Genomic DNA, 20,691 nt, shown 5'->3' on the forward strand with positions numbered 1-20,691 from the left:
GCCCGCTGTCCCGCAGGCGGGTGGGGCCGTTCGGCTATTGCGTCCCGGCGCTGTCCAGCTGGCGGCGCAGGACTTCGGCCAGAACCCGGCGCGGGCAGGGCTTCTGCACCAGCGGGGCGGGGACCTCGCCCATTTCCGAGCGCGCGATGCCGGTGTAGCCCGACATGTAGACGATGGGCATGTCGGGGCGGCTGTCGCGCAGGTGCCGGGCCAGTTCGAAGCCGCCGATGCGGCCGGGCATGACCACGTCGCTCAGCATCAGGTCGAAGGGCACGCCTTCGTCAATGATCGCGATGGCCTCGTTGCCCGAGGCGGCAGAGATCACCCGGTAGTTCATCTGTTCCAGCATGTCGCGGATCATCCGCAGCAGGCCCTCGTCGTCCTCGACGACCAGCAGGGTTTCGCCGCGCCCCTCTTCGGGGTCGTCCATCGGCACCGGCTTCTCGCGCCCGCCGCCCTCTGCCGTGCCACGCGGCAGAAGGATGCGCACGCTGGTGCCCTTGTCGACCTCGGAATAGATCCGCAGTTCCCCGTTCGACTGCTGCACGAAGCCGTAGACCATGGACAGGCCCAGCCCGGTGCCAGAGTTGCTTTCGCGCGTGGTGAAGAAGGGGTCGACGGCGCGCCGCTTGACCTCGTCGGTCATGCCGGGCCCGTTGTCGCTGACCGAGAACTCGACGTAGCGATAGACCTTGCCGGTCTCGGTGACCGCGCCCTCGGCCTTCAGCCCCTCGGTGGTGACGACGCGGGCGGATTCCACGGGTGCCAGCGGCGCGGCCTTGCTGTGCAGCGCGGCGCGGGCCAGAACGGTGATCCGGTCGCCGGTGCCGCTGCGCAGGATCGCGTCGCGGCTGTTCAGCACGAGGTTCAGCAGCGCGTTGCCCAGTTGCAGCGCATCGCAGTGCACGTAAAGGTCCGGCTCGTCGACCGTGAACTCCAGCGCGATGCTCTTCTCGATCGAGGGCCGCGACAGCGCCTCGAAGTCCTTCAGCACGGTTTCGACGGGGTAGGAGCGCGCAAGCCCCGGCTGCTGCTTGGCAAAGGCCAGAAGCCGCTTGGTCAGCGCCGCGCCGCGGTGGATCGTCTGCAGCGCGGTATCCAGAAAGCCCTGCGCGCGCGGCGAGGCCTCGGGGGCGGCAAGCTGCACCGCGTATTCGATGGTCGCCAGCAGGTTGTTGAAGTCATGCGCGACGCCGCCGGTCAGCTGCCCCAGCGCGTCCAGCCGCGTGGCGCGCTCCAGTTGCTGGCGGTTGGCCTCCTGCTCGGACACGTCGTCGAGGATCAGCACCGAATGCAGGCCCCCGGGATCGCCCGCCCCCACGGGCGCGCTGGAGACGCGGACATAGCGCTTCGACCGCGCCCCCGGCACCTGCAGCAGCGCCACTTCGCCCTTCAGGATCTGTCCGGCCAGGGCGCGCTGCATGGGATCGTGCGAGGCTTCCAGCGGCGCAAGATCCTCGCGGTCCAGAAAGGTCACCGCGTCGGGCCAGGGTTTCGGCAGGTCGCCCGGACCAAGGGCCAGCATCTCCTGCGCGCTGGGGTTGGCCACAAGGATCTCGCCGCCGCGCGCCAGCCCCAGCACGGCGCCGCGCGTGGCGTCGAGGAGCGCGCCCATGCGGGTATGGGCCATGGCGATCTGCCGGTTCAGCGCCTCGGCCTGTCGCCGCCCGCGCAGGCTGACCAGGGCGATGGACAGGGCCGACAGAACGGCGGCCGCGGCGATGGCATATCCGGCCGTGCGGATGCGCTCGGGCGTCCAGAACTGCGGCGCGCCGTACCATTCCCGGCGGAGGGCCTCGTAGCGCGGCGAACTGAGGTAGCCGGGGATCACGGCATTCAGCCGTTCGCGTGTGCCGGCAAGGCCGAAGCGCAGCGCGATGCCGCCTTCCGAGGTCAGCAGCGGCGGCTGGCGCAGGGTGATCCGGCCGTCAAGGCCAAGATCGCCAAGGGCGCGCGTGCCCGTCGTCGTCAGGTACAGCGCCACGTCGATCTGTTTGTCGACAAGCGCGCGAAACAGGGCCTCGTGACCGTCGAACGTCACAAGATCCAGCCCCGCCGCCGCGGGGATCAGCGCGCGCACCACGGTCGAGCCCTCGATGCCGACACGCAGCCCGTCCAGAGCCTCGAGCGTGACCTTTTCGCCCTCGGCAAGGACGCGGGGCCCGCCGCGCCGCTCGAAGACCGAGAAAGCGGCGGAATCGAGCGGCAGCGTGAAATCCATCCGGTTGCGCCGGTCGTCGCTGAAGCCGACCAGAGAGATCAGGTCGATCTGCCCGCTGCGCGGCCCTTCGGCAAATTGCTCGTTGGTGATCGGGACGAAGCGCAGCGGCATCCCGGCGCGATCCGCCAGATCGCGCAGCACCTCGACGCCGAAGCCGGTGAAGCGCCCGTTCTCCGCCTGCATCTGGTAGGGCGGAAAGTCCGGCACCCCGACCACGTAGACCTGCGGCGGTGGCGCGGGCACGTCCATGGCCCACTTCCGGCGCAGCCCCGCCAGCGTGCCGTCCGCCTCCATCGCGTCCAGCGCCTCTTGCACGCGCGGCATGAGATCGGCGCGGGAGTCGTGCAGGGCGACCACGTGGCGGGTCGTTGCAAGGGCAGGGCCAAGGCGGCGCACCTCGGCTTCCAGCCCGTTGGCGCGCAACACGCCCATCACACCGGGATAGACCGCCACAAGCCCGTCGATCTGACCGAACAGCAGCGCCCCCAGCGCGGCGCCGAAGTCGGGATAGGCGATGACGGTGTTATCCGCGCCGATGCCCTGCGCCATGTCGGCGCCCGCGGTGCGGTCCACCACGCCAAGGCTGAGGCCGTCAAAGCTGTCGCGGGTGCGTTCGGGCGGGGCGTCGGCGCGGACAAACAGATGCACCTCGCTTTCCGCCACCGGCGCCGAGAAGATGTTGCTGTCCGCCAGGGCCGGAATCCGGGCGGCGCCGGGCAGGATCTGCGCCTCGCCGCTGGCCTGTTGTTCGATGATCGAGATGACGTCCGGCAGCTTGCGGAAGGCGATGTCGATCCCGCTGCGCGCGGCGATCTCCTGCCCGATATCGCCGAAAAACCCCGACGGCGGGCCATCCCCTTCGACCGGCGTGAAGAACCCCGGCGTCGGCGTCCAGCCCGAGACCAGCGGCGCCGCGTCCTGCGCCGTGGCCATCCCCGCCGCGCCAAGCAGGGTCAGTGCGAAAGCAAGGGGCCGAAAGAGCGCGATCACGGCGCCCCGCCATCCCCGCCCTGGCCGGACAGCAGCGCGTCCAGCTTCTCGCGCAGGACCTGGGGCGCGAAGGGCTTGGGCAGCACATCGTCCGCGCCCAGCTTCCGGGTGGTGCCCAGAATGTCGTAGGGCATGCCGGCCCGCGCCGCGCCGGAGATGGCCAGCACCGGGATATCCGTGCGCGTGGCGTTGCGGGTTTCCGCCAGAAGCGTCCGCAACCGCGAAATGAACAGGACCCCGCCGTCCGAGGTCAGGCGCCCGTCGACCTTGATGTAGACGTCGACGATGGCGGCATCGAAGGCCTCGGCGATCACCAGCTCCAGCGCCTCGTGCCCGGTGGCGGCCAGCGAGACGGTGTGGCCGAAGGCTTCGAGATCGCGCCGCACAAGGCCGGCAAAAACCGTATCGTCTTCAAGGATCAGGATCTTGGCCACGCTTCCCCTCGCGATCGCGCTGCGCCCCCAGCGGCTGCGCCGTCACCTTCACACGGCGGTGCGCCGCAAGGCCAGAGAATTCCGAGGCCGCCGCCCGCGCATCCGTTTGACCTTTCGGCGCATTCCGGGCCACTGTGTGATCCGCGTCGGGGCGGCAAGACCCCGCAACCGGGAGGAGACCCCATGCCCTATATCCTGGCGATCGACCAGGGCACGACATCCAGTCGCGCCATTCTCTTCGACGAGGCCATGAAAGTCGCGGCCGTCGCACAGGAAGAGTTCGCCCAGCACTATCCCGACAGCGGCTGGGTGGAACACGAGGCCTCGGACCTCTGGACCACGGTTGCCGCCACCTGCCGGGGCGTGATGGAAAAGGCCGGCGTGCGCGCGGGCGACATCGCCGGGATCGGCATCACCAACCAGCGCGAGACGACGCTGCTGTGGGACCGCAAGACCGGCAAGCCCCTGCACAATGCCATCGTCTGGCAGGATCGCCGCACCTCTGCCTTCTGCGCCGATCTCAAGAAACGGGGCCTCGAGGCGGCGGTGACACAGGCCACCGGCCTGCTGCTCGATCCCTATTTCTCGGGGACCAAGCTGGCCTGGCTGCTGGACAACGTCGAGGGCGCGCGCGCCCGGGCCGAGGCCGGAGAGCTGGCCTTCGGCACCGTGGACACATGGCTGATCTGGCACCTGACCGGCGGCGCCGAACATGTCACCGACGCCACCAATGCGGCGCGCACGATGCTGTACGACATCCGGCGCGGCGCATGGTCCGACGAGATGTGCGAGATGCTGCGGATCCCGCAATCGCTGCTGCCCGAGGTCAAGGATTGCGCCGCCGACTTCGGCATGGCCCGCGCCGACCTCTTCGGCGAAGAGATCCCGATCCTCGGCGTTGCGGGCGACCAGCAGGCGGCCACCATCGGGCAGGCCTGTTTCCAGCCGGGCATGCTGAAATCGACCTATGGCACCGGGTGCTTCGCGCTGATGAACACCGGGGCGGAACCGGTGGTCTCGCAGAACCGCCTGCTGACGACCATCGCCTACCAGATGGACGGCAAGCCGACCTATGCGCTCGAAGGTTCGATCTTCATCGCCGGTGCCGTGGTGCAATGGCTGCGGGACGGGCTGAAGATCATCCGCGACGCCAAGGAGACGCAGCCGCTGGCCGAGGCCGCCGACGATGCCCAGCAGGTGGTGCTGGTGCCCGCCTTCACCGGCCTTGGCGCGCCCTACTGGAACGCCGATTGCCGGGGCGCCATCTTCGGGCTGACCCGCAACTCGGGCCCCGAGGAATTCGCCCGCGCGGCGCTGGAATCGGTGGGCTACCAGACCCGGGACCTGCTGGACGCGATGCGCGCCGACTGGAAAGCCGAGGCCGAGTCGGTCTTGCGCGTGGATGGCGGCATGAGCGCCTCGGACTACGCGATGCAGTTCCTGGCGGATATCATCGGCGCGGGCGTCGACCGGCCCACGGTGCTGGAGACCACCGCCATGGGCGCCGCCTGGCTGGCGGGCCAGCGGGCCGGGCTTTATCCCGACATGGCCGGTTTCTCGGAAACCTGGGATCTGGACCGCAGCTTTGTCCCGGCGATGGAGGCGGAAAGCCGCGACGCGAAATACGCCGGCTGGAAGCGCGCGGTCGAGGCGGCGCAGGCCTTCTAGGCCGGGCGCGGGGAAGCGATTTTCCGGGCTGTGTGTCGACCGGACCGCCCCGGGGTCCAAATCGCTTCTCCCCCATCGCACCCCGCGCGCCCGTGGCCGCGGGGGCGCCGAAAGCGCTTTTGAGGTCGCGGGCGAGGGGGATCAGCGCGGCGGCAAAGCGCTTTCCCCACCGCACCGGTCGCGTTCCTGGCTGGCCGGGTGGGGGCCGTGCTTTCGCGGAGCTTGGGGGATTGGGGCCACCGATGCGGCAAGGCCCTTTTGTCCGGGCTGCCCCCGTGCGCCCCCGGGTACGAAGGTGTTCGGACTGTCAGCCCGCGCCCAGCAGCGCCGCCAGCGCGACCCAGCCCGCGGTCTCCGAGGCCAGCTGCACCGCCCCCAGCACATCGCCGGTCTGCCCGCCCAACTGGCGCCGGGCCTGCCATCCGACCAGCGCGGCGGTGCCCAGCATGACGGCCCCGGCGCCCCAGACCGCAGCGCTGCCGGACAGCGCGCCGCAGGCCAGCGCCAGCGCCGCGCCGGGCAGCCATGCCATGCGGGAGGTCGTGCCAGAGGCCTGTTGCCCCAATCCCTCGGTCCGGGCCGGGGGCAGGAGGTCCAGCGTACAGACCATCAGCAGGCGGCTGAGAAGGCTGACGAAGAGGATCGCCCAGAGGTCGGCGCCCAGCTCGGCCAGCGCCAGCCCGCCCAGAAGCACCGTGAAGATCAGGACGATCACGCCATAGCTGCCGACCCGGCTGTCGCGCATGATCTCCAGCCGTCGCTCCCGGTTCTGCCCGCCCATGCCGTCGGCGAAATCCGCCAGCCCGTCGTGGTGCAGCCCGCCGGTGACCAGCGTCGCCGCGCCAAGGGCCAGCGCCGCGCCCACCGGGCCATCGGGCAGGGCTGCAAGCACCGCCCAGACCAGCAGGCCCACCGGCAGGCCGACCAGCGGAAAGGCCCATCGCGCGGCATTCATCGAGGGAAACCCGTCACCCAGCTGCCCCGCCGGGAGGCGGGACATCAGCATCACCGCCACCTGTATCTCTGACAGGCGGCGCCGGATCACGCGCCCGCCACTCCGGCCTCGGCGAAGGTGGCCATGCCGTTGTGGCAGGCCAGCGCGCCGCGCAGGACCGTCAGCGCCAACGCCGCGCCGGAGCCTTCGCCCAGGGCCATCCCAAGGTCGAGAAGCGGCGCCTTGCCTATCTTCTCGGCCAGTTGCCGGTGCCCCGGCTCGGCGCTGCGATGCGCGATCAGGCAGTGGTCCAGCGCCTCGGGCCGGGCCGCGAAGAGCGGCGCCACCGAGGCCGAGCAGATGAAGCCGTCCAGCATCACCGGAATGCGGGCCATCCGCGCCGCCAGCACCGCGCCGCAGATCGCCGCCTGTTCGCGGCCACCCAGCGCCGCCAGCTTGCCCATGGCGGACAGGCCGTCATGCAGCGCCACGCCTTCGGCGATCACCCGTGCCTTCAGGGACATGCCATCGGCGTCCGACCCGGTGCCGCGCCCGACCCAGCCCTGCGCATTGCCGCCGAAAGCGCCCAGAGCCAGCGCCGCCGCGACGGTGGAGTTGCCGATGCCCATCTCGCCCAGCAGCAGGATGTCGGCGCCGGTGTCGACCGCCGCCGCGCCCGTGGCCATGGCCTCCAGCGTCTCGGCCTCGGTCATGGCGGGGCCTGCGGTGAAATCCGCCGTGGGCCGGTCGAGCTCCAGCGCGACCACCTCCAGATCCGCGCCGGCGACCCGGCACAGCTGGTTGATCGCCGCGCCGCCGGCCTTGAAATTGGCGACCATCTGCGTCGTCACCTCTTGCGGGAAGGGGTTCACGCCGCGCGCGCAGATGCCGTGGTTGCCCGCGAAGACCAGCGCCTGCGCCTTGTCGATCCGCGGCTGTGCCACGCCGCGCCAGCCCGCCATGAAGGCCGCGAGGTCTTCGAGGCGGCCCAGCGAGGCGGGCGGCTTCGTCAGGGTCATCTGGCGGGCCTCGGCGGCGCGGGCCGCCTCGGTGTCGAAGCCGGGAAGGTCCAGCGCCGCCACGTCGTCGAGGCGCTTGAGGGGCAGGGCAGTCATGGGCAAGTCACCGTGTTCACTTGATTTGCAAAGGATGGCCCGCGACAGAGAGCCAAAGCTCGTCACAGGCCTGCGCGATGGTCTGGTTCAGGCTTCCCGCGGCATCGCGAAAGGCCCGTGCAAGGGCGTTTTCCGGCACGATACCGGCGCCGACCTCATTGGTGACGATCACCACCGGCGCCCTGTCGCGCGCCAGCGACCCGGCCAGCGCCTCGGCGGGGGCGCGCCAGTCGCGCTCTGCCAGCATCAGGTTGGTCAGCCAGAGCGTCAGGCAGTCGATCAGCACCGGGCGCGCGGGGTCGGCGGCCTCCAGCGCGCCGGGCAGGTCGAGCGGTTCGGCCACCGTGTGCCAGCCCGCGCCGCGCCGCGCCTGATGGTCCGCGATCCGCTGTTCCATCTCGGCATCGAAGGCCTGCGCCGTGGCGATATAGGTGGCGGGCAGGCCGAAACCCTCGACCATGCGTTCCGCCAGAGTGCTCTTGCCGGACCGGGCGCCGCCGGTGATGAGGATCGACTTTGTCATGGGATCGTGAAAAAGCAGGTTCCGACGCGATTGGAAAGACCGCATGGCCCTGTTTGCGACGAACGAGCTTTTGCTGATCCGCCACGCCCCCGCCGACCATGGCGGGCGCCTGTGCGGGCGGACCGACGTGCCCGCATGCCTGCCAGAGGCCGGAACTGCCGCGCTGCGCAGCCTTCTGGCGGAGGTGCGCCAGATCCGTGTTTCGCCCGCCCTGCGCTGCGTGCAGACGGCACGCGCGCTTTGGCCCGGGCAGTCCCCGGTCCCCGATCCGCGCCTGTGGGAGCAGGACTTCGGCACCATGGACGGCAGGCCCGTCGACAGCCTGCCGGATCTTGGCCCGATGCCGCGCGAGACACTGGCGCGACAGGCCTATCCGGGTGGCGAGAGCTTTGTGCAGATGGCCGCTCGGGTGCTGCCCGCGCTGGCGGACCTGCCAGAGGGGCCGGTTGCGGTCGTCGCCCATGCGGGCACCGTGCGCGCCGCGCTGGGCCATGCGCTGGGCGATGTCGCGGCGGGCCTGACCTTCGAGGTCGCGCCGCTGTCCCTGACCCGCCTGCGCCGCCACGCCGGGGGCTGGTCGATCGTCCAGACCAACCGGGCGGCGGGATGAGTTTTGTTGCCGGACATTTCGGCGAGTGGCTGCAGGGCCGCCTCGGTCCGGAGGGGCCGCTGGCACTGGTGACGCTGGCCTGCCCGGACCGGGGCGTGCGCGTGACCCGAGAGCGCGCGGCGGCGCCCTTTGCCCTGACCGGCGATCCCGTATTGCCGGAGGCGCTGGTCCGGGCGCTGCTACAGCGGATCGGTCGCGATGCCGAAGGGGCATGGGACCTGCGCGCCGCCTTCCCGGTCGGCGGCGGCGCGGGCATGTCGACGGCGGCGCTGGTGGCCATCGCGCGGGAGGCGGGCGTGCCCGAGGGGCTCGCAGAGGCCTGCCTTGCGGTCGAGGGCGCCACCGATCCGCTGATGTTGCCCGCGCCCGACGCGGTGCTCTGGGCGCCGCGTCAGGCGCGGGTGCTGGAGAATGTGGCGCCGCCGCCCCGCGCCGAGGTGGTGGGCGGCTTCTTCGGCCCGCCGCTGCGCACCGATCCGGCGGACCTGGCCTTCCCGGACGTCGCCGATCTGGTTGCCGCGTGGCGCGGTGCGCCGGAGCTGGCCGAGGCCGCAGGGATCGCATCAGAGTCCGCGCGGCGCTGCACCGCCCTGCGCGGCCCCTCGGACGACCCGACAGAGGCGCTTGCCGCAGCCCTGGGCGCCCTGGGCCACGCCCGCGCGCACACAGGCTCTGCCCGGGCGTTGATTTTCGCCCCCGGGGGGGTGCCGGAGGGCCTGTTCGAGCCTATGGCAGAGGCGGGCCTGACGGGCCTGTGCCACTTCACGACCGGGGGCCGGGGATGAGCGTCGCGGGGATGATGCTGCTGGCCATGGCGCTGGACGCGGCGGTGGGCTGGCCCGACCGGCTGTACCGGCGCATCGGCCACCCGGTGGTCTGGATCGGCGCGCTGATCTCGATGCTCGAGGCGCGACTGAACGGGGGCGCGCCGGGGCGCCGCCGCGCCATGGGGGCGCTGACCGTGGCGCTGGTCTGCGCGGCGGTGATGGTGCCCGCGCTCTTGCTGCAGGCGGCCCTGCCCGGGGGCTGGGCGGGCCTGCTGGTGGGTGCGCTGGCGGCCTGGCCCTTGCTGGCGGTGCGGTCGATGGACCAGCACGTCGCAGCTGTTGCCCGACCCCTCGCCGCCGGAGACCTCGCCGGGGCGCGCCGGGCCGTGGCGATGATCGTCGGGCGCGACCCGGCGCGGCTGGACACCCGGGGTGTCGCCCGCGCGGCGCTTGAAAGCCTGGCCGAGAACACCTCGGACGGGATCGTGGCGCCGCTGTTCTGGGGGGTGGTGGCGGGGCTGCCGGGGCTGGCCGTCTACAAGGCGATCAATACGATGGATTCGATGATCGGCCATAGGTCCGAGCGCTACGAGGACTTCGGCAAGGCCGCCGCGCGGCTGGACGATCTGGTGAACCTTCTGCCTGCGCGGCTGACCGGGCTGCTCTTCGCGCTGGCCTCGGGGCGGCCGGGCCGGGCCATTGCCGTCATGCGCCGCGATGCGCGGCAGCACCGCTCGCCCAACGCGGGCTGGCCCGAGGCGGCGATGGCCGGGGCGCTGCACCGGCGGCTGTCCGGTCCGCGCGTCTATGGCAATACCGTCGCCGATGAGCCATATGTGAACGCTGCGGCCCCGGACCCGGAGCCGCAGGACCTGCGGCGCGGGCTGGCGCTCTACCGGCGGACGATGGTGCTGGGGGCCGGGCTGCTGGCGCTGCTTTGGATGGTGTGACGGAGGGGTGATGCGCGATCACGGAGGCGATCTCGACCGCGCGCGCGCGGTTTACGGCGGCGGCGACTGGCTGGACCTGTCCACCGGCATCAACCGCCTGCCCTACCCGATGCCCGATCTTGCGGCAGAGGCCCTGACCGCCCTGCCGCTGGGGCGCGACATCGCGGCGGTGGAAAAGGCCGCGCGCGCGGCCTTTGGCGCCCCGCAGGGCTGTGAGTGCCTGGCTCTGGCGGGGGCTTCCGCGGCGATCCAGCTGGTCCCGCGCCTGCGGGCGCCGGGGCTGGCCCGCGTGCTGGGGCCGACCTACAACGAACATGCCGCCGCCCTGCGCGCCATGGGCTGGACGGTCGAGGAGGTCGCGACGTTGGACGCACTAGATGATTGCGGCGTCGCGGTCGTGGTCAATCCCAACAACCCGGACGGTCAGCGGCACGATCCCGATGCGCTGCTTGCGGTGGCCGGGCGCGTCGGGCTTCTGGTGGTGGACGAAAGCTTTGCCGATGCCGCGCCCGAACTGTCCATCCTGCCGCACTGGGGGCGCCTGCCAGAGGGCGCCCGGGCGGTGGTGCTGCGCAGTTTCGGCAAGTTCTACGGTCTCGCCGGGCTGCGGCTGGGCTTTGCGCTGTCCCACGGCCCCCTCGTCGACGACATGCGCCGCATGGCCGGGCCATGGGCGGTTTGTGGCCCGGCGCTTGCGGCGGGGCAGGCCGCCTATGCGGACACCGTCTGGCAGGCGGCCACCGTTGCGCGGCTGGCGCAGGATGCCGAGCGCATGGACCGGCTGGCCGGGCAGGCGGGCTGGTCGCTGGTGGGGGGCACGACGCTGTTTCGCACCTATGCGACGCCAGACGCCGCCAGGGCGCAGGACCGGCTGGCGCAGGCGCGTGTCTGGACCCGCCGCTTTCCCTATTCTGACCGTTGGCTGCGTCTCGGCCTGCCCGGGACAGAGGCCGAGTGGCGCTGGCTGACGCGGGCGATGGCCTAGCGCGCCGCCGCCAGCAGGCCCGCCACGTCCAGATGCTGTTCCATGTGGTCGGCCAGCGCGTCCAGCGTCGCCTCGACCGTTTCGCCGTAGCGCCCCGAGGCCTGCACCCCGAAGCCCGCCAGCCATGCCGCTCGAAAGCCGTCGTCGCGGAACATGCCGTGCAGGTAGCTGCCTGCCACCCGGCCATCGGCGCTGACCGCGCCCTCGGGGGCGCCGTCGACCAGCGCGAAGGGCCGCGCGCGATCCGCCCCCTCGCTGCGCCCGATGTGGATCTCGTAGCCGTCGAACCCGGTGCCAGAGGCCGCGTGCACGGCCCGCACCTCTGTCAGGCGCTTGTCGCCGGTCATCACCGTGCCGATGCGCAAGAGGCCAAGGCCCGCATCGCGCCCGGCGGGGCCTTCGATGCCCTCGGGGTCGTCGATCCACTGCCCGAGCATCTGGAAGCCGCCGCAGATGCCCAGCACATGGCCGCCGCGCCTGACATGCGCCGCGATATCCACGTCCCAGCCCTGCGCGCGCAGGAAGGCGAGGTCGCCGCGTGTGGACTTGCTGCCGGGCAGGATCACCACGTCGGTGTCGCCGGGCAGGGCCTCTCCGGGCGGCAGCATGGTCAGGCGCAGGCCATCCTCCTGCGCCAGCGGGTCCATGTCGTCGAAATTGGCGATCCGCGAGAGCCGCAGGCAGACCACGTGCAGCCCCCCGGCCCGCACCGGTGCGCCGATGTCCAGCGCGTCCTCGGCGGGCAGCTTCCAGGCCTGCGGGAACCACGGCGCGACGCCGTAGCCGCGCCAGCCGGTGCGCTGCTCGATCAGCGCATAGCCGTCGTCGAAGAGCGAGGGGTCGCCCCGGAACTTGTTGATCAGGAATCCCGCCACGCGGGCGCTGTCCGCCGCGTCCATGACCGCCTGCGTGCCGACGATCTGCGCGATCACCCCGCCCCGGTCGATGTCGCCGCAGAGGATCACCGGCACATCCGCCGCCTGCGCAAAGCCCATGTTGGCGATGTCGCCCGCGCGCAGGTTGACCTCTGCCGGGCTGCCCGCGCCCTCGACGATCACGAGGTCATGCGCGGCGCTGAGCCTGCGAAAGCTCTCTAGCACGGAAGCCAGAAGGTCGGGCTTCAGCCGGGCATAGTCGCGCGCCTTCACGGTGGCGATGCGCCGCCCCTGCACCACGACCTGCGCGCCGACATCGGTTTCCGGCTTCAGCAGCACCGGGTTCATGTCCGTATGCGGCGCCAGCCCGCAGGCCAGCGCCTGCAGCGCCTGCGCGCGCCCGATCTCTCCGCCATCCGCGGTCACGGCGGCGTTGTTCGACATGTTCTGCGGCTTGAAGGGCGCGACCGACAGCCCGCGCCGGCGGGCGGCCCGGCACAGCCCGGCGACCAGCATCGACTTGCCGACGTTCGACCCGGTGCCCTGTATCATCAGCGCGGTCATGCGATCTCCAGCAGCACCAGTTCCGGCGGCCTGCGGTAGCGGAACGGCGGCCCGGAACAGCCCAGCCCGCCCGAGACCACCAGTTGCCGCCCCTCTTCCTCGGTATGGCCGTAGGCATAGCGCGTGCCGAAGCGGGAGGGCACCACAAGCGGCTGGCCGAAGGGCAGGATCTGGCCGCCGTGGGTATGGCCGGAAACCGTCAGGTCGATATGGCCGGGCAGTTCGGGGAAGATGTCCGGCTCATGCGCCATCAGCAGGGTGAAGCGGGCCGGGTCCAGCTTGGGCAGCACCTGGTCCAGCCGGTCCGCCCCCGGCGCGTCGCGGTGCCAAAAGCTGCGGAAGGCGCGCTGCGAATCGAGCCCGGCCAGCGTGAAGGCGCCGCCGGGCGCCTCGATGGTCAGCGCGTCGTTGTTCAGGCAGGGCAGGCCGTGCGCGGCAAAGGCCCGGTGCCATATGGTCGGGTCGCCGGTGGCCCGGGCCTGCCGGTCGTCCTTCCAGTCGTGGTTGCCGAAGACGGCGAAGACCCCCAGCGGTGCGCTCAGCTGCGCCAGCGCCTCGGTCACCGGTTCCGGCGGCAGGCTGCGGCCGCCATAGACATGGCCCACGTAGTCGCCCAGAAGCAGGATCATGTCGGCCCCCAGCGCATTGGTCTGCGCCACCAGCGCCCGGATGCGCGGCAGGTCCATGAAGGGGCGGCAGGCATGCAGGTCGGCGACAAGCGCGAGGCTGAGGCGCGGCGCGGGCACATCGCGGCGCGCGGTGATTCGGTAGCGGGTGACGCGGGCCGGGGCGCTCATAGCCCCAGCCTTTCGGGCAGCGCCTTGCGGGTCGTGTCGGTGAAATGGAACCCCTGCCAGCCCCGGGCCGTGGCGGCGGCGATATTGGCGGCGACATCGTCGACCAGCAGGATGCGCGCGGGCGCCAGACCGGCCCAGTGCTCGATCTGTGCGAAGAAGCCGGGGTCGGGCTTTGCCGCCCCCATCCGGCCCGAAGAAAAGACATGGTCCACATGGGCCGCATAGCCCATCTGCTCCTCGATGTAGCAGCAGCGCCGGTGTTCGTTGTTGGTGCCGATGACATGGCGCGCCGGATGCGCCTTCAGCCAGCCCAGCACCTCGGCGTCGGGATGGGCGTCCTTTTCGAACCAGTAGGCAAGGAAATCCTCGCCGCTGAGGTCATGCCCGTGCCGCGCCAGCCAGTCCGAGACATGCAGCAGCAAGTCCCGCCGCCCGCGCAGGATGTCGCGAAAGTCGCCCGCCGTGAACATCTCGTGGCTGAAGCCGCGCGGGTCGATGCCCAGATCGGCCTTCATGTTGTCGGCCCAGAAGGTCCGCCCGCCGCGCAGGTTGGCGTTCAGGACGCCGTCGAAATCCCAGACGATCAGTGCAGGCATCACGGCTCAGACCTGCTTGGACAGAAAGGCCTCGACGGCGGCCTGCGCGATGACCGTGACCTCTTTGCTGTCGGGGTTGGTGACGTTCAGCCCGCCGTGCACCGCGCGGACCTCGGCCCTGCCGCGCGGCAGGCGGGCGGTCAGGGCGGCGCAGTCGACACGCTCGGGTTCCTGCACGGCGACGGTGACCTGCACGCGCATCTCGGCATGGTCCAGCCCCAGCGCGCCGAAGAGCGGGATCGACGAGTGCCGCAGCGCATCCTCGATCGCGCGGCCGGCCGCCTTGGTATAGTCCATGCCGTGCAGGTCGTTGCCCATGCCCATCTCGATGATGAAGCGCTGCATCAGATGCCCTCCAGCGCGACCGAGATCGCGACATTCGCCATGACGGTCGGCAGCCCGTCGCCATCGGGGCGCGGCACGTCCAGCCCGCCCTTCGTCACGGTGACCGAGACGGTGCCGTAGGGAAAGACCGCCGCGACCTTCGCCACGTCGACACGCTCGGGCTGCTGCACGCCCACGTCGACGGTGATGTGCATATCCGCCTTCTCCTTGCCGAACAGCTCGGCGAGGTTGATCGAATTGTGCCAGAGCGCGTTCTCGACGCCCCGGCAGGCGGCCTGCGTATAGTCCTGCCGGCGGAGCGAGGTGCCCATGCCGAATTCGGTCAGAAGGCGTTTGGGCATGGGGCGGATCCTTCGAAGCTGGCGGCATGCGTCGTATCTATAACGCGGGACGGCAGCCTGTTGAAGGACATCGGCCACAAGGATGCGCAGCGGTGCCCGGTTTTCGACGGGGCGGTCATTCCGGGCCCTGCGGAACCTGCGGCAAGGGGGCAGGAGGTTCATCGGCAGGGCGGCGGAGGAACAACACGCGTCGCGGCGGAAACCGCCTGCCGGGGCGCGCCTGCCGGGCCTGCTGGCATCCTGTCCGCGCCGAGCTGCCCGAGGGTGGCGTCCCGCTTTGGTGGCCTGGTCAAGCCGTCGGGCCGTGAAGCCTTTCCAGAGGCCCCGCTGGCCCGTCCGCGCCATGGCCGCAGGCTTTGCGCGCCCATGGCCCGCCGTGGTCAGGGCGCCGCCGGGTCGAACCTCAGCCGGGCGTGGAAGCGGGCCAGCTCGCTGGCGGTCGGGGCGGTGCCGCAGAAGGTCTTCACGTAGCCGGGCGTGCGCTGCATCCGGGTGGCAAGGCTTTCCGAAACCTGCATCGAGATATAGCCGATCTGGGTCAGGTAGACGGTGCGGGCGCGCACCTCTGCCTCGTCGGCGGCAAAGCCGAACCTCGCGAACATCGCCCGGATCGCGTCGATGCGGACCTCGTCGGCGGCATGGATTCGCGCCGCTGCGACCTCGGACTTATGCGCCCAGCCCCGGATCGCGAAGTCCAGCTGCGGCTCGAAAACCGTCTCGTCCAGGAACACGGCGATCAGGTTCAGGATCGCCTCGGAGATCGTCTCCGCATAGGCGGTGCTGGCCTCGACGAAGGCGCCGGTGTTCTTGGCGTCCCATTCCTCCAGCAGCGCATCCAAGAGGGCCTTTCGATCCTTGAAGAACCAGTAAAAGCTGGTGCGCGACAGCTGCAAGCCATTGGCCAGCGGCTGGATTTTCACCGCATCGACCCCCGAGGCGATCAGCGCCGCCTGCGCGGCCTGCAACCAGACCTCGCGCGAGCCGCGCCAGCCGCTGGTCTTTTCCTCGGGAAGTGGGGGCTCTGCCTGTGTCGTCATGGCCGCGATGATTATCCCCCGGGCCGCGTCCATACAAGGAAATAAACACTAGTGATCTTTTTGTTGACACAAGTGAACATTTCCCGAAAAGTGCCGCCATTCAGCAAGAAGGCACAGCCATGTCCAGCGATCCGCTTCTTCAGCCCTACCAGCTCAAGCACCTGACCCTGCGCAACCGGATCATGACCACCAGCCATGAACCGGCCTACCCCGAGGACGGCATGCCCAAGGCGCGTTACGCCGCCTATCACGCCGAACGGGCGAAGGCGGGCGTGGCGCTGGCGATGACGGCGGGGTCTGCGGCGGTGTCCAAGGACAGCCCGCCGGTCTTCAACAACATCCTCGCCTATCGCGACGAGGTGGTGCCGTGGATCCGCCAGCTGACCGACGCCTGCCACGACCACGGCTGCGCGGTGATGATCCAGCTGACGCATCTTGGCCGCCGCACGGCGTGGAACAAAGGGGCCTGGCTGCCCTCGGTGTCGTCCTCCAAGCACCGCGAACCGGCCCACCGGGCCTTTCCCAAGCGGGCCGAAGACTGGGATATCGAGCGCATCATCACCGACTTTGCCGACGCCACCGAACGCATGAAGGCGGGTGGCATGGACGGGATCGAATTGCAGGTCTACGGCCACCTGCTGGACCAGTTTTGGTCGCCGCTGACCAATGACCTCGATGGCCCCTACGGCGGCCAGACGCTGGACACGCGGATGCAATTGCTGATGGATGTGCTGGGTGGCATCCGCAAGCGGGTGGGCGACGACTTCATCGTCGGGCTGCGCTACACGGCGGACGAGGCCGAGGCAGGCGGCATCACCGAAGAGGACGGCATCGAGATTTCCAGGCGGCTTGCCGCCTCGGGCATGGTCGATTTCCTCAACGTGGTGCGGGGCCGGATCCACAGCGACCCGGCGATGACCGACCTGATCCCGATCCAGGGCATGAAGAACGCCCCGCATCTGGATTTCGCCGGTCGGGTCAAGCAGGCCACCGGCATGCCCACCTTCCACGCCGCCAAGATCCCCGATGTGGCGACGGCGCGCCATGCGGTGGCGGCGGGGCTTCTGGACATGGTGGGCATGACCCGCGCCCACATGGCCGACCCGCATATCGTCAAGAAGATCGTCGAGGGGCGCGAGGACGATATCCGCCCCTGCGTCGGCGCCACCTACTGCCTCGACCGGATCTATCAGGCGGGCGATGCCTTGTGCATCCACAACGCCGCCACGGGCCGCGAACTGACCATGCCGCATACCATCGAACCGGCGGCGACCCGCAAGCGGGTGGTGATCGTCGGCGCCGGTCCCGCCGGGCTCGAGGCGGCGCGCGTCGCCGCCGAGCGCGGTCATGCCGTGACGGTGCTGGAGGCGCAGCCCGATCCCGGCGGACAGGTCCGCCTGACCGCGCTGAACCCGCGCCGCCGCGAGATGATCAGCATCATCGACTGGCGCATGGCGCAATGCGCGGCGCGCGACGTGGAATTCCGTTTCAACACATGGGCCGAGGCCGAAGACGTCACCGCCCTGAACCCCGACGTGGTGATCGTGGCCACCGGCGGGCTGCCCAACACCGAACTCTTCGAGAGCGGCAAGGAGCAGGATCTGGTCGTCACCGCTTGGGATATCATCGCGGGCGACGTGAAGCCCGGCCAGAACATCCTGATCTACGACGAAAGCGGCGATCATCCCGGTGTCATGGCCGCCGAGGTTGCCGCCAATGCGGGCAGCACGGTCGAGATCATGACCCCCGACCGGACCTTCGCGCCCGACATCATGGCGATGAACCTCGTGCCCTACATGCGCGCGTTGCAGGACAAGGACGTGACCTTCACTGTCACCCGCCGCCTCAAGGACGTGACCCGCGACGGCAACCGGCTGAAGGCCGTGATCGGCACCGATTACAGCGCCCTGAAGACGGAAAAGACCTACGATCAGGTGGTGGTGAACTACGGCACCCTGCCGATGGACGAGCTGTATTTCGAGCTGAAGCCGCTGTCCTCGAACGGCGGCGCGGTGGATTACGACGCGCTGATCGACGGCCAGCCGCAGGAGCTGACGCGCAACCCGGACGGGGGTTTCGCGCTCTACCGCATCGGCGACGCGGTGAGCGCCCGCAACACCCACGCGGCGATCTACGATGCGCTGAGGCTGATGAAGGACATCTGACCGCCGCGCATCCCGGGCCCTTCACCGCATCCCGGCATGGGGCCGGGGGCGCGGTGGGCGGCGGGACTGCCTCCAGCGTCCAGCCGCCGCCGGACGGGGCGACGCAAGCGCAGCGCCGCCGGACGGGAAGACGCGCAGGGGAGACAACGCAGGGGCAGGGCCGCCGGGAGAGATGACGGGCGGACGGGGCTGTCGGCAGGGACAACGCTCCGGCATTGCCATCGGATCGTTTGGGCAGCGCCGCCGGGAGAGCCGACCCGGGAGCAAGGCCACCGGATCGCGCGGGACGATTCCCTGCGCGCCTTGGTGCGAAACGATCCAGGGGCGCGACGACCCGCTTGGCCTTGCCCGGCCCGCGAAACGCCGCACTAGGAACGGTGGGAGCCTAGAACTCCACCCCCTTCTGCGCCTTGATCCCGTCGCGGAAGGGGTGCTTGACCAGCGTCATCTCGGTCACCAGGTCGGCGGCTTCGATCAGCTCGGGCTTGGCGTTGCGGCCGGTCAGGCAGACGTGGGTCATCTCGGGCTTCTGGTGCAGCAGGAAATCGACCACCTCGTCGATGTCGAGATAATCGTAGCGCAGCGCGATGTTGATCTCGTCCAGCAGCACAAAGCGGATCTCGGGGTCGAGGATCTGTTCCTTCGCGATCTTCCACCCGGCCTGAGCAGCGGCGATGTCGCGGGCCTTGTCCTGGGTTTCCCAGGTAAAGCCCTCGCCCGAGACGAAGAACCGGCATTCCTCGGCAAAGCGTTCGCGGATCATCTCGGCCTCGCCGGTGATCCAGTTGCCCTTGATGAACTGCACCACCGCGCAGGGCATGCCATGGGCGATGCAGCGCATCACCATGCCGAATCCCGAGGAGGACTTGCCCTTGCCCGGCCCGGTGTGGACCATGATCAGCCCCTTCTCGCCGGTCTTGCCTGCCATCATCCGATCGCGCGCCGCCTTGATCTTCTTCATCTTCTCGGCGTGGCGGGCCTGCTCTTCGGGGGTGACCGTGTCGGACATGGCGCTTCTCCTTGACAACTCGGGGCGAATGGGCGCATCTCGCACCCTGCTGGTGCCTGTGTAAACAGGTGAAAAGGGAATGTGCAGCCCCGTGCGGGGTCAGGCGCAGCCGCCCCCGCGACCGTGAACCGGAAAGGGCCCCATCGCCACTGGCATCGCGCCGGGAAGGTCGGGGACCGCTGGGCCGCAAGGCCCGAGATCCGCAAGCCGGGAGACCTGCCAGCGAGAAGAGCTTTTGAGACCGGACGGGGTGTGCCGGTGTCGGGATTGGTCCCTGTCGAAGGGCCGCGCCCGTCATCCCCCCGGACAGGAGAGACGATGACCGCGCCCACTGCCCCGACCGAACTGCTTGTCTGCGTGAAATGCCGCAAGGGCATGGACGTCCCCGCCGACGACCGCCGCCCCGGACAGCGTCTGTATGACGAGATCACCGCGCGGGACGCGCCCGAGGGCGTGCGCGTCACCGCTGTCGAATGCCTGCAGAACTGCGAGTCCGGCTGCACCGTCGCGCTGCGGGGCGGCGACCGCTGGACCTATGTGTTCGGCAATGTCGACGAGGCGTCGCATTCCGACATGCTGCTGGAAGGCGCGTCGCTTTATCACCAGACGGCGGACGGGCTGATCCCGTGGCGCCAGCGTCCCGAGCACTTCAAGCGCAACTGCATTGCGCGCATCCCACCCCTGACCCCGCAAACGCAGGAGCCTGCCGAATGACCGACCTTTCGAAACTGCCCGTCACCGTGATCACGGGCTTCCTCGGCTCCGGCAAGACGACGCTGGTCCGCCACCTGATGCAGAACCCGGGCGGCAAGCGCCTTGCGGTCGTCGTCAACGAATTCGGCGATGTCGGCGTGGATGGCGAGATCCTGAAGGGCTGCGCCATCCCCGACTGCCCCGCCGAGAACATCATGGAACTGGCCAACGGCTGCATCTGCTGCACCGTGGCCGACGATTTCATCCCCACCATCGAGGCGCTGATGGCGCTGGAGCCGCGCCCCGATCACATCCTGATCGAGACCTCGGGCCTCGCCCTGCCCAAGCCGCTGCTGAAGGCCTTCGACTGGCCCGATATCCGCTCGAAGATCACCGTCGACGGCGTGATCGCGCTGGCCGATGCCGAGGCCGTGGCCTCGGGCCGCTTCGCCCCCGACGTGGCGCGGGTGGACGCGCAGCGGCTGGCCGACGACAGCCTCGATCACGAAACACCGCTGTCGGAGGTCTTCGAGGACCAGATCAGCTGCGCCGATATCATCCTGCTGACCAAGCCCGACCTTGCCGGTCCCGAGGGTGTGGCCAGGGCCAAGGCGATCATCGCCGCCGAGGCGCCGCGCGTGCTGCCGGTGGTCGAGGTCGCCGAGGGTGTGGTCGACCCGCGCGTGATCCTCGGGCTGGAGGCCGCCGCTGAGGACGACATGGATGCGCGCCCCTCGCATCATGACGGCCACGACGACCACGAGCATGACGACTTCGAGTCGATCGTGGTGGAGCTGCCGGAACTCGACAGCCCCGAGCAGCTGGTCACCGCCATCGAGCGGCTGGCGAACGAGCTGAACATCCTGCGGGTCAAGGGCTATGCCAGCGTGAAGGGCAAGCCGATGCGCCTTCTGGTGCAGGCGGTGGGCGCGCGGGTGCGTCACCAGTACGACCGCCCGTGGAAGCCCGACGAGGCGCGGGTCTCGAAGGTGGTGGTCATCGCCGAACATGACGACGTGAAGCCCGAGGCGATCCGCGCGATCCTTGGCGCGGCGCCGGTCGCCGCCTGATG

The 20,691-nt window shown here is 70.2% G+C and carries 20 protein-coding genes and 1 riboswitch; of the genes, 8 read left to right on the forward strand and 12 right to left on the reverse strand.

Features of this window, described 5'->3' with window-relative positions:
* Positions 1-34: 34 nt before the first annotated feature.
* Both ACN5KJ_RS14600 and ACN5KJ_RS14605 read right to left on the reverse strand, forming a co-directional pair.
* Complete coding sequence (locus tag ACN5KJ_RS14600) at positions 35-3,211, reverse strand: transporter substrate-binding domain-containing protein (RefSeq protein ID WP_418594771.1); 3,177 nt, start codon at positions 3,209-3,211, stop codon at positions 35-37.
* Positions 3,208-3,645 (reverse strand): response regulator transcription factor, encoded by a 438-nt coding sequence (locus ACN5KJ_RS14605; RefSeq protein WP_418594772.1) that lies wholly within the window; start codon positions 3,643-3,645, stop codon positions 3,208-3,210. Before ACN5KJ_RS14605 ends, ACN5KJ_RS14600 begins: the two co-directional genes overlap by 4 nt.
* A gap of 183 nt (positions 3,646-3,828) precedes the next feature.
* Here ACN5KJ_RS14605 and glpK point away from each other — a divergent pair, with 183 nt between their 5' ends.
* Positions 3,829-5,313, forward strand: coding sequence for a glycerol kinase GlpK (gene glpK / locus ACN5KJ_RS14610; protein WP_418594773.1), 1,485 nt, complete (start codon positions 3,829-3,831; stop codon positions 5,311-5,313).
* Positions 5,314-5,620: 307 nt separating this feature from the next.
* Here the strand turns inward: glpK and cobS are convergent, their stop codons facing one another.
* Genes cobS through cobU form a run of 3 tightly spaced genes read right to left on the reverse strand, consistent with a single transcriptional unit; the run spans position 5,621 to position 7,885 of the window.
* Positions 5,621-6,358 carry an adenosylcobinamide-GDP ribazoletransferase gene (gene cobS, locus ACN5KJ_RS14615; protein ID WP_418594774.1) on the reverse strand — a complete coding sequence of 246 codons (738 nt, stop codon included), beginning with the start codon at positions 6,356-6,358 and terminating at the stop codon, positions 5,621-5,623.
* Complete coding sequence (gene cobT, locus ACN5KJ_RS14620; RefSeq protein ID WP_418594775.1) at positions 6,355-7,362, reverse strand: nicotinate-nucleotide--dimethylbenzimidazole phosphoribosyltransferase; 1,008 nt, start codon at positions 7,360-7,362, stop codon at positions 6,355-6,357. Before cobT ends, cobS begins: the two co-directional genes overlap by 4 nt.
* Before the next feature lie 16 nt (positions 7,363-7,378).
* The gene (gene cobU, locus ACN5KJ_RS14625; RefSeq protein ID WP_418594776.1) at positions 7,379-7,885 is read right to left on the reverse strand and encodes a bifunctional adenosylcobinamide kinase/adenosylcobinamide-phosphate guanylyltransferase; all 507 of its coding nucleotides are present in this window, start codon (positions 7,883-7,885) and stop codon (positions 7,379-7,381) included.
* Positions 7,886-7,928: 43 nt separating this feature from the next.
* Here cobU and ACN5KJ_RS14630 point away from each other — a divergent pair, with 43 nt between their 5' ends.
* From ACN5KJ_RS14630 to cobD, 4 genes are read left to right on the forward strand one after another with little or no spacing between them, the layout of a single operon-like run.
* Entirely contained in the window at positions 7,929-8,495 is a 567-nt protein-coding gene (locus ACN5KJ_RS14630; protein WP_418594777.1) for a histidine phosphatase family protein, read from the forward strand.
* The gene (locus ACN5KJ_RS14635) at positions 8,492-9,280 is read left to right on the forward strand and encodes a propanediol utilization protein (protein ID WP_418594778.1); all 789 of its coding nucleotides are present in this window, start codon (positions 8,492-8,494) and stop codon (positions 9,278-9,280) included. The genes ACN5KJ_RS14630 and ACN5KJ_RS14635 overlap by 4 nt, the downstream gene beginning before the upstream one ends.
* Entirely contained in the window at positions 9,277-10,212 is a 936-nt protein-coding gene (cbiB, locus tag ACN5KJ_RS14640; RefSeq protein WP_418594779.1) for an adenosylcobinamide-phosphate synthase CbiB, read from the forward strand. Before ACN5KJ_RS14635 ends, cbiB begins: the two co-directional genes overlap by 4 nt.
* 10 nt (positions 10,213-10,222) lie before the next feature.
* Positions 10,223-11,197, forward strand: a complete 975-nt coding sequence (gene cobD / locus ACN5KJ_RS14645; RefSeq protein ID WP_418594780.1) for a threonine-phosphate decarboxylase CobD — start codon at positions 10,223-10,225, stop codon at positions 11,195-11,197.
* On the opposite strand, the gene ACN5KJ_RS14650 is transcribed toward cobD, so the two are convergent.
* The 6 genes from ACN5KJ_RS14650 to ACN5KJ_RS14675 all read right to left on the reverse strand — a co-directional run bounded on the left by ACN5KJ_RS14650 (position 11,194) and on the right by ACN5KJ_RS14675 (position 15,752).
* Positions 11,194-12,636 (reverse strand): cobyric acid synthase, encoded by a 1,443-nt coding sequence (locus ACN5KJ_RS14650; protein ID WP_418594781.1) that lies wholly within the window; start codon positions 12,634-12,636, stop codon positions 11,194-11,196. The two genes, cobD and ACN5KJ_RS14650, sit on opposite strands and share 4 nt — an antisense overlap.
* Positions 12,633-13,433 (reverse strand): metallophosphoesterase, encoded by an 801-nt coding sequence (locus ACN5KJ_RS14655; RefSeq protein WP_347165956.1) that lies wholly within the window; start codon positions 13,431-13,433, stop codon positions 12,633-12,635. The genes ACN5KJ_RS14650 and ACN5KJ_RS14655 overlap by 4 nt, the downstream gene beginning before the upstream one ends.
* Positions 13,430-14,029: an HAD family hydrolase gene (locus ACN5KJ_RS14660; protein WP_347165955.1), complete on the reverse strand. Its 600-nt coding sequence runs from the start codon at positions 14,027-14,029 to the stop codon at positions 13,430-13,432. The genes ACN5KJ_RS14655 and ACN5KJ_RS14660 overlap by 4 nt, the downstream gene beginning before the upstream one ends.
* Before the next feature lie 6 nt (positions 14,030-14,035).
* The gene (locus ACN5KJ_RS14665) at positions 14,036-14,374 is read right to left on the reverse strand and encodes a Lin0512 family protein (protein WP_418594782.1); all 339 of its coding nucleotides are present in this window, start codon (positions 14,372-14,374) and stop codon (positions 14,036-14,038) included.
* Positions 14,374-14,715: a Lin0512 family protein gene (locus ACN5KJ_RS14670; RefSeq protein ID WP_206566249.1), complete on the reverse strand. Its 342-nt coding sequence runs from the start codon at positions 14,713-14,715 to the stop codon at positions 14,374-14,376. Before ACN5KJ_RS14670 ends, ACN5KJ_RS14665 begins: the two co-directional genes overlap by 1 nt.
* A 380-nt stretch (positions 14,716-15,095) precedes the next feature.
* Positions 15,096-15,752, reverse strand: coding sequence for a TetR/AcrR family transcriptional regulator (locus ACN5KJ_RS14675; RefSeq protein WP_418594783.1), 657 nt, complete (start codon positions 15,750-15,752; stop codon positions 15,096-15,098).
* Between the two features lie 119 nt (positions 15,753-15,871).
* Between ACN5KJ_RS14675 and ACN5KJ_RS14680 the strand changes: the two genes are divergently transcribed.
* Positions 15,872-17,917: an FAD-dependent oxidoreductase gene (locus ACN5KJ_RS14680; RefSeq protein WP_418594784.1), complete on the forward strand. Its 2,046-nt coding sequence runs from the start codon at positions 15,872-15,874 to the stop codon at positions 17,915-17,917.
* 385 nt (positions 17,918-18,302) lie between these two features.
* Here ACN5KJ_RS14680 and cobO read toward each other — a convergent pair whose 3' ends face one another.
* Positions 18,303-18,926: a cob(I)yrinic acid a,c-diamide adenosyltransferase gene (gene cobO / locus ACN5KJ_RS14685; protein WP_347165952.1), complete on the reverse strand. Its 624-nt coding sequence runs from the start codon at positions 18,924-18,926 to the stop codon at positions 18,303-18,305.
* A 33-nt stretch (positions 18,927-18,959) separates the two neighbouring features.
* A riboswitch (cobalamin riboswitch) is annotated at positions 18,960-19,165 on the forward strand.
* Between the two features lie 79 nt (positions 19,166-19,244).
* Between cobO and ACN5KJ_RS14690 the strand changes: the two genes are divergently transcribed.
* Both ACN5KJ_RS14690 and cobW read left to right on the forward strand, forming a co-directional pair.
* Complete coding sequence (locus ACN5KJ_RS14690) at positions 19,245-19,640, forward strand: DUF1636 family protein (RefSeq protein WP_418594785.1); 396 nt, start codon at positions 19,245-19,247, stop codon at positions 19,638-19,640.
* Complete coding sequence (gene cobW, locus ACN5KJ_RS14695; protein WP_418594786.1) at positions 19,637-20,689, forward strand: cobalamin biosynthesis protein CobW; 1,053 nt, start codon at positions 19,637-19,639, stop codon at positions 20,687-20,689. Before ACN5KJ_RS14690 ends, cobW begins: the two co-directional genes overlap by 4 nt.
* Positions 20,690-20,691 lie beyond the last annotated feature (2 nt).

Source organism: Ponticoccus sp. (in: a-proteobacteria) (assembly GCF_048381735.1).

What these genes read in the sequence shown, in the direction of transcription:
- cobU (WP_418594776.1), bottom strand. Translation starts at nt 7,885, where the DNA reads ATGACAAAGTCGATCCTCATCACCGGCGGCGCCCGGTCCGGCAAGAGC.
- cobD (WP_418594780.1), top strand. Translation starts at nt 10,223, where the DNA reads ATGCGCGATCACGGAGGCGATCTCGACCGCGCGCGCGCGGTTTACGGC.
- ACN5KJ_RS14635 (WP_418594778.1), top strand. Translation starts at nt 8,492, where the DNA reads ATGAGTTTTGTTGCCGGACATTTCGGCGAGTGGCTGCAGGGCCGCCTC.
- cobO (WP_347165952.1), bottom strand. Translation starts at nt 18,926, where the DNA reads ATGTCCGACACGGTCACCCCCGAAGAGCAGGCCCGCCACGCCGAGAAG.
- cobW (WP_418594786.1), top strand. Translation starts at nt 19,637, where the DNA reads ATGACCGACCTTTCGAAACTGCCCGTCACCGTGATCACGGGCTTCCTC.
- cobT (WP_418594775.1), bottom strand. Translation starts at nt 7,362, where the DNA reads ATGACTGCCCTGCCCCTCAAGCGCCTCGACGACGTGGCGGCGCTGGAC.
- ACN5KJ_RS14690 (WP_418594785.1), top strand. Translation starts at nt 19,245, where the DNA reads ATGACCGCGCCCACTGCCCCGACCGAACTGCTTGTCTGCGTGAAATGC.
- ACN5KJ_RS14665 (WP_418594782.1), bottom strand. Translation starts at nt 14,374, where the DNA reads ATGCAGCGCTTCATCATCGAGATGGGCATGGGCAACGACCTGCACGGC.
- ACN5KJ_RS14630 (WP_418594777.1), top strand. Translation starts at nt 7,929, where the DNA reads ATGGCCCTGTTTGCGACGAACGAGCTTTTGCTGATCCGCCACGCCCCC.
- ACN5KJ_RS14660 (WP_347165955.1), bottom strand. Translation starts at nt 14,029, where the DNA reads ATGCCTGCACTGATCGTCTGGGATTTCGACGGCGTCCTGAACGCCAAC.
- ACN5KJ_RS14655 (WP_347165956.1), bottom strand. Translation starts at nt 13,433, where the DNA reads ATGAGCGCCCCGGCCCGCGTCACCCGCTACCGAATCACCGCGCGCCGC.
- cbiB (WP_418594779.1), top strand. Translation starts at nt 9,277, where the DNA reads ATGAGCGTCGCGGGGATGATGCTGCTGGCCATGGCGCTGGACGCGGCG.
- ACN5KJ_RS14680 (WP_418594784.1), top strand. Translation starts at nt 15,872, where the DNA reads ATGTCCAGCGATCCGCTTCTTCAGCCCTACCAGCTCAAGCACCTGACC.
- ACN5KJ_RS14670 (WP_206566249.1), bottom strand. Translation starts at nt 14,715, where the DNA reads ATGCCCAAACGCCTTCTGACCGAATTCGGCATGGGCACCTCGCTCCGC.
- ACN5KJ_RS14650 (WP_418594781.1), bottom strand. Translation starts at nt 12,636, where the DNA reads ATGACCGCGCTGATGATACAGGGCACCGGGTCGAACGTCGGCAAGTCG.
- glpK (WP_418594773.1), top strand. Translation starts at nt 3,829, where the DNA reads ATGCCCTATATCCTGGCGATCGACCAGGGCACGACATCCAGTCGCGCC.
- ACN5KJ_RS14675 (WP_418594783.1), bottom strand. Translation starts at nt 15,752, where the DNA reads ATGACGACACAGGCAGAGCCCCCACTTCCCGAGGAAAAGACCAGCGGC.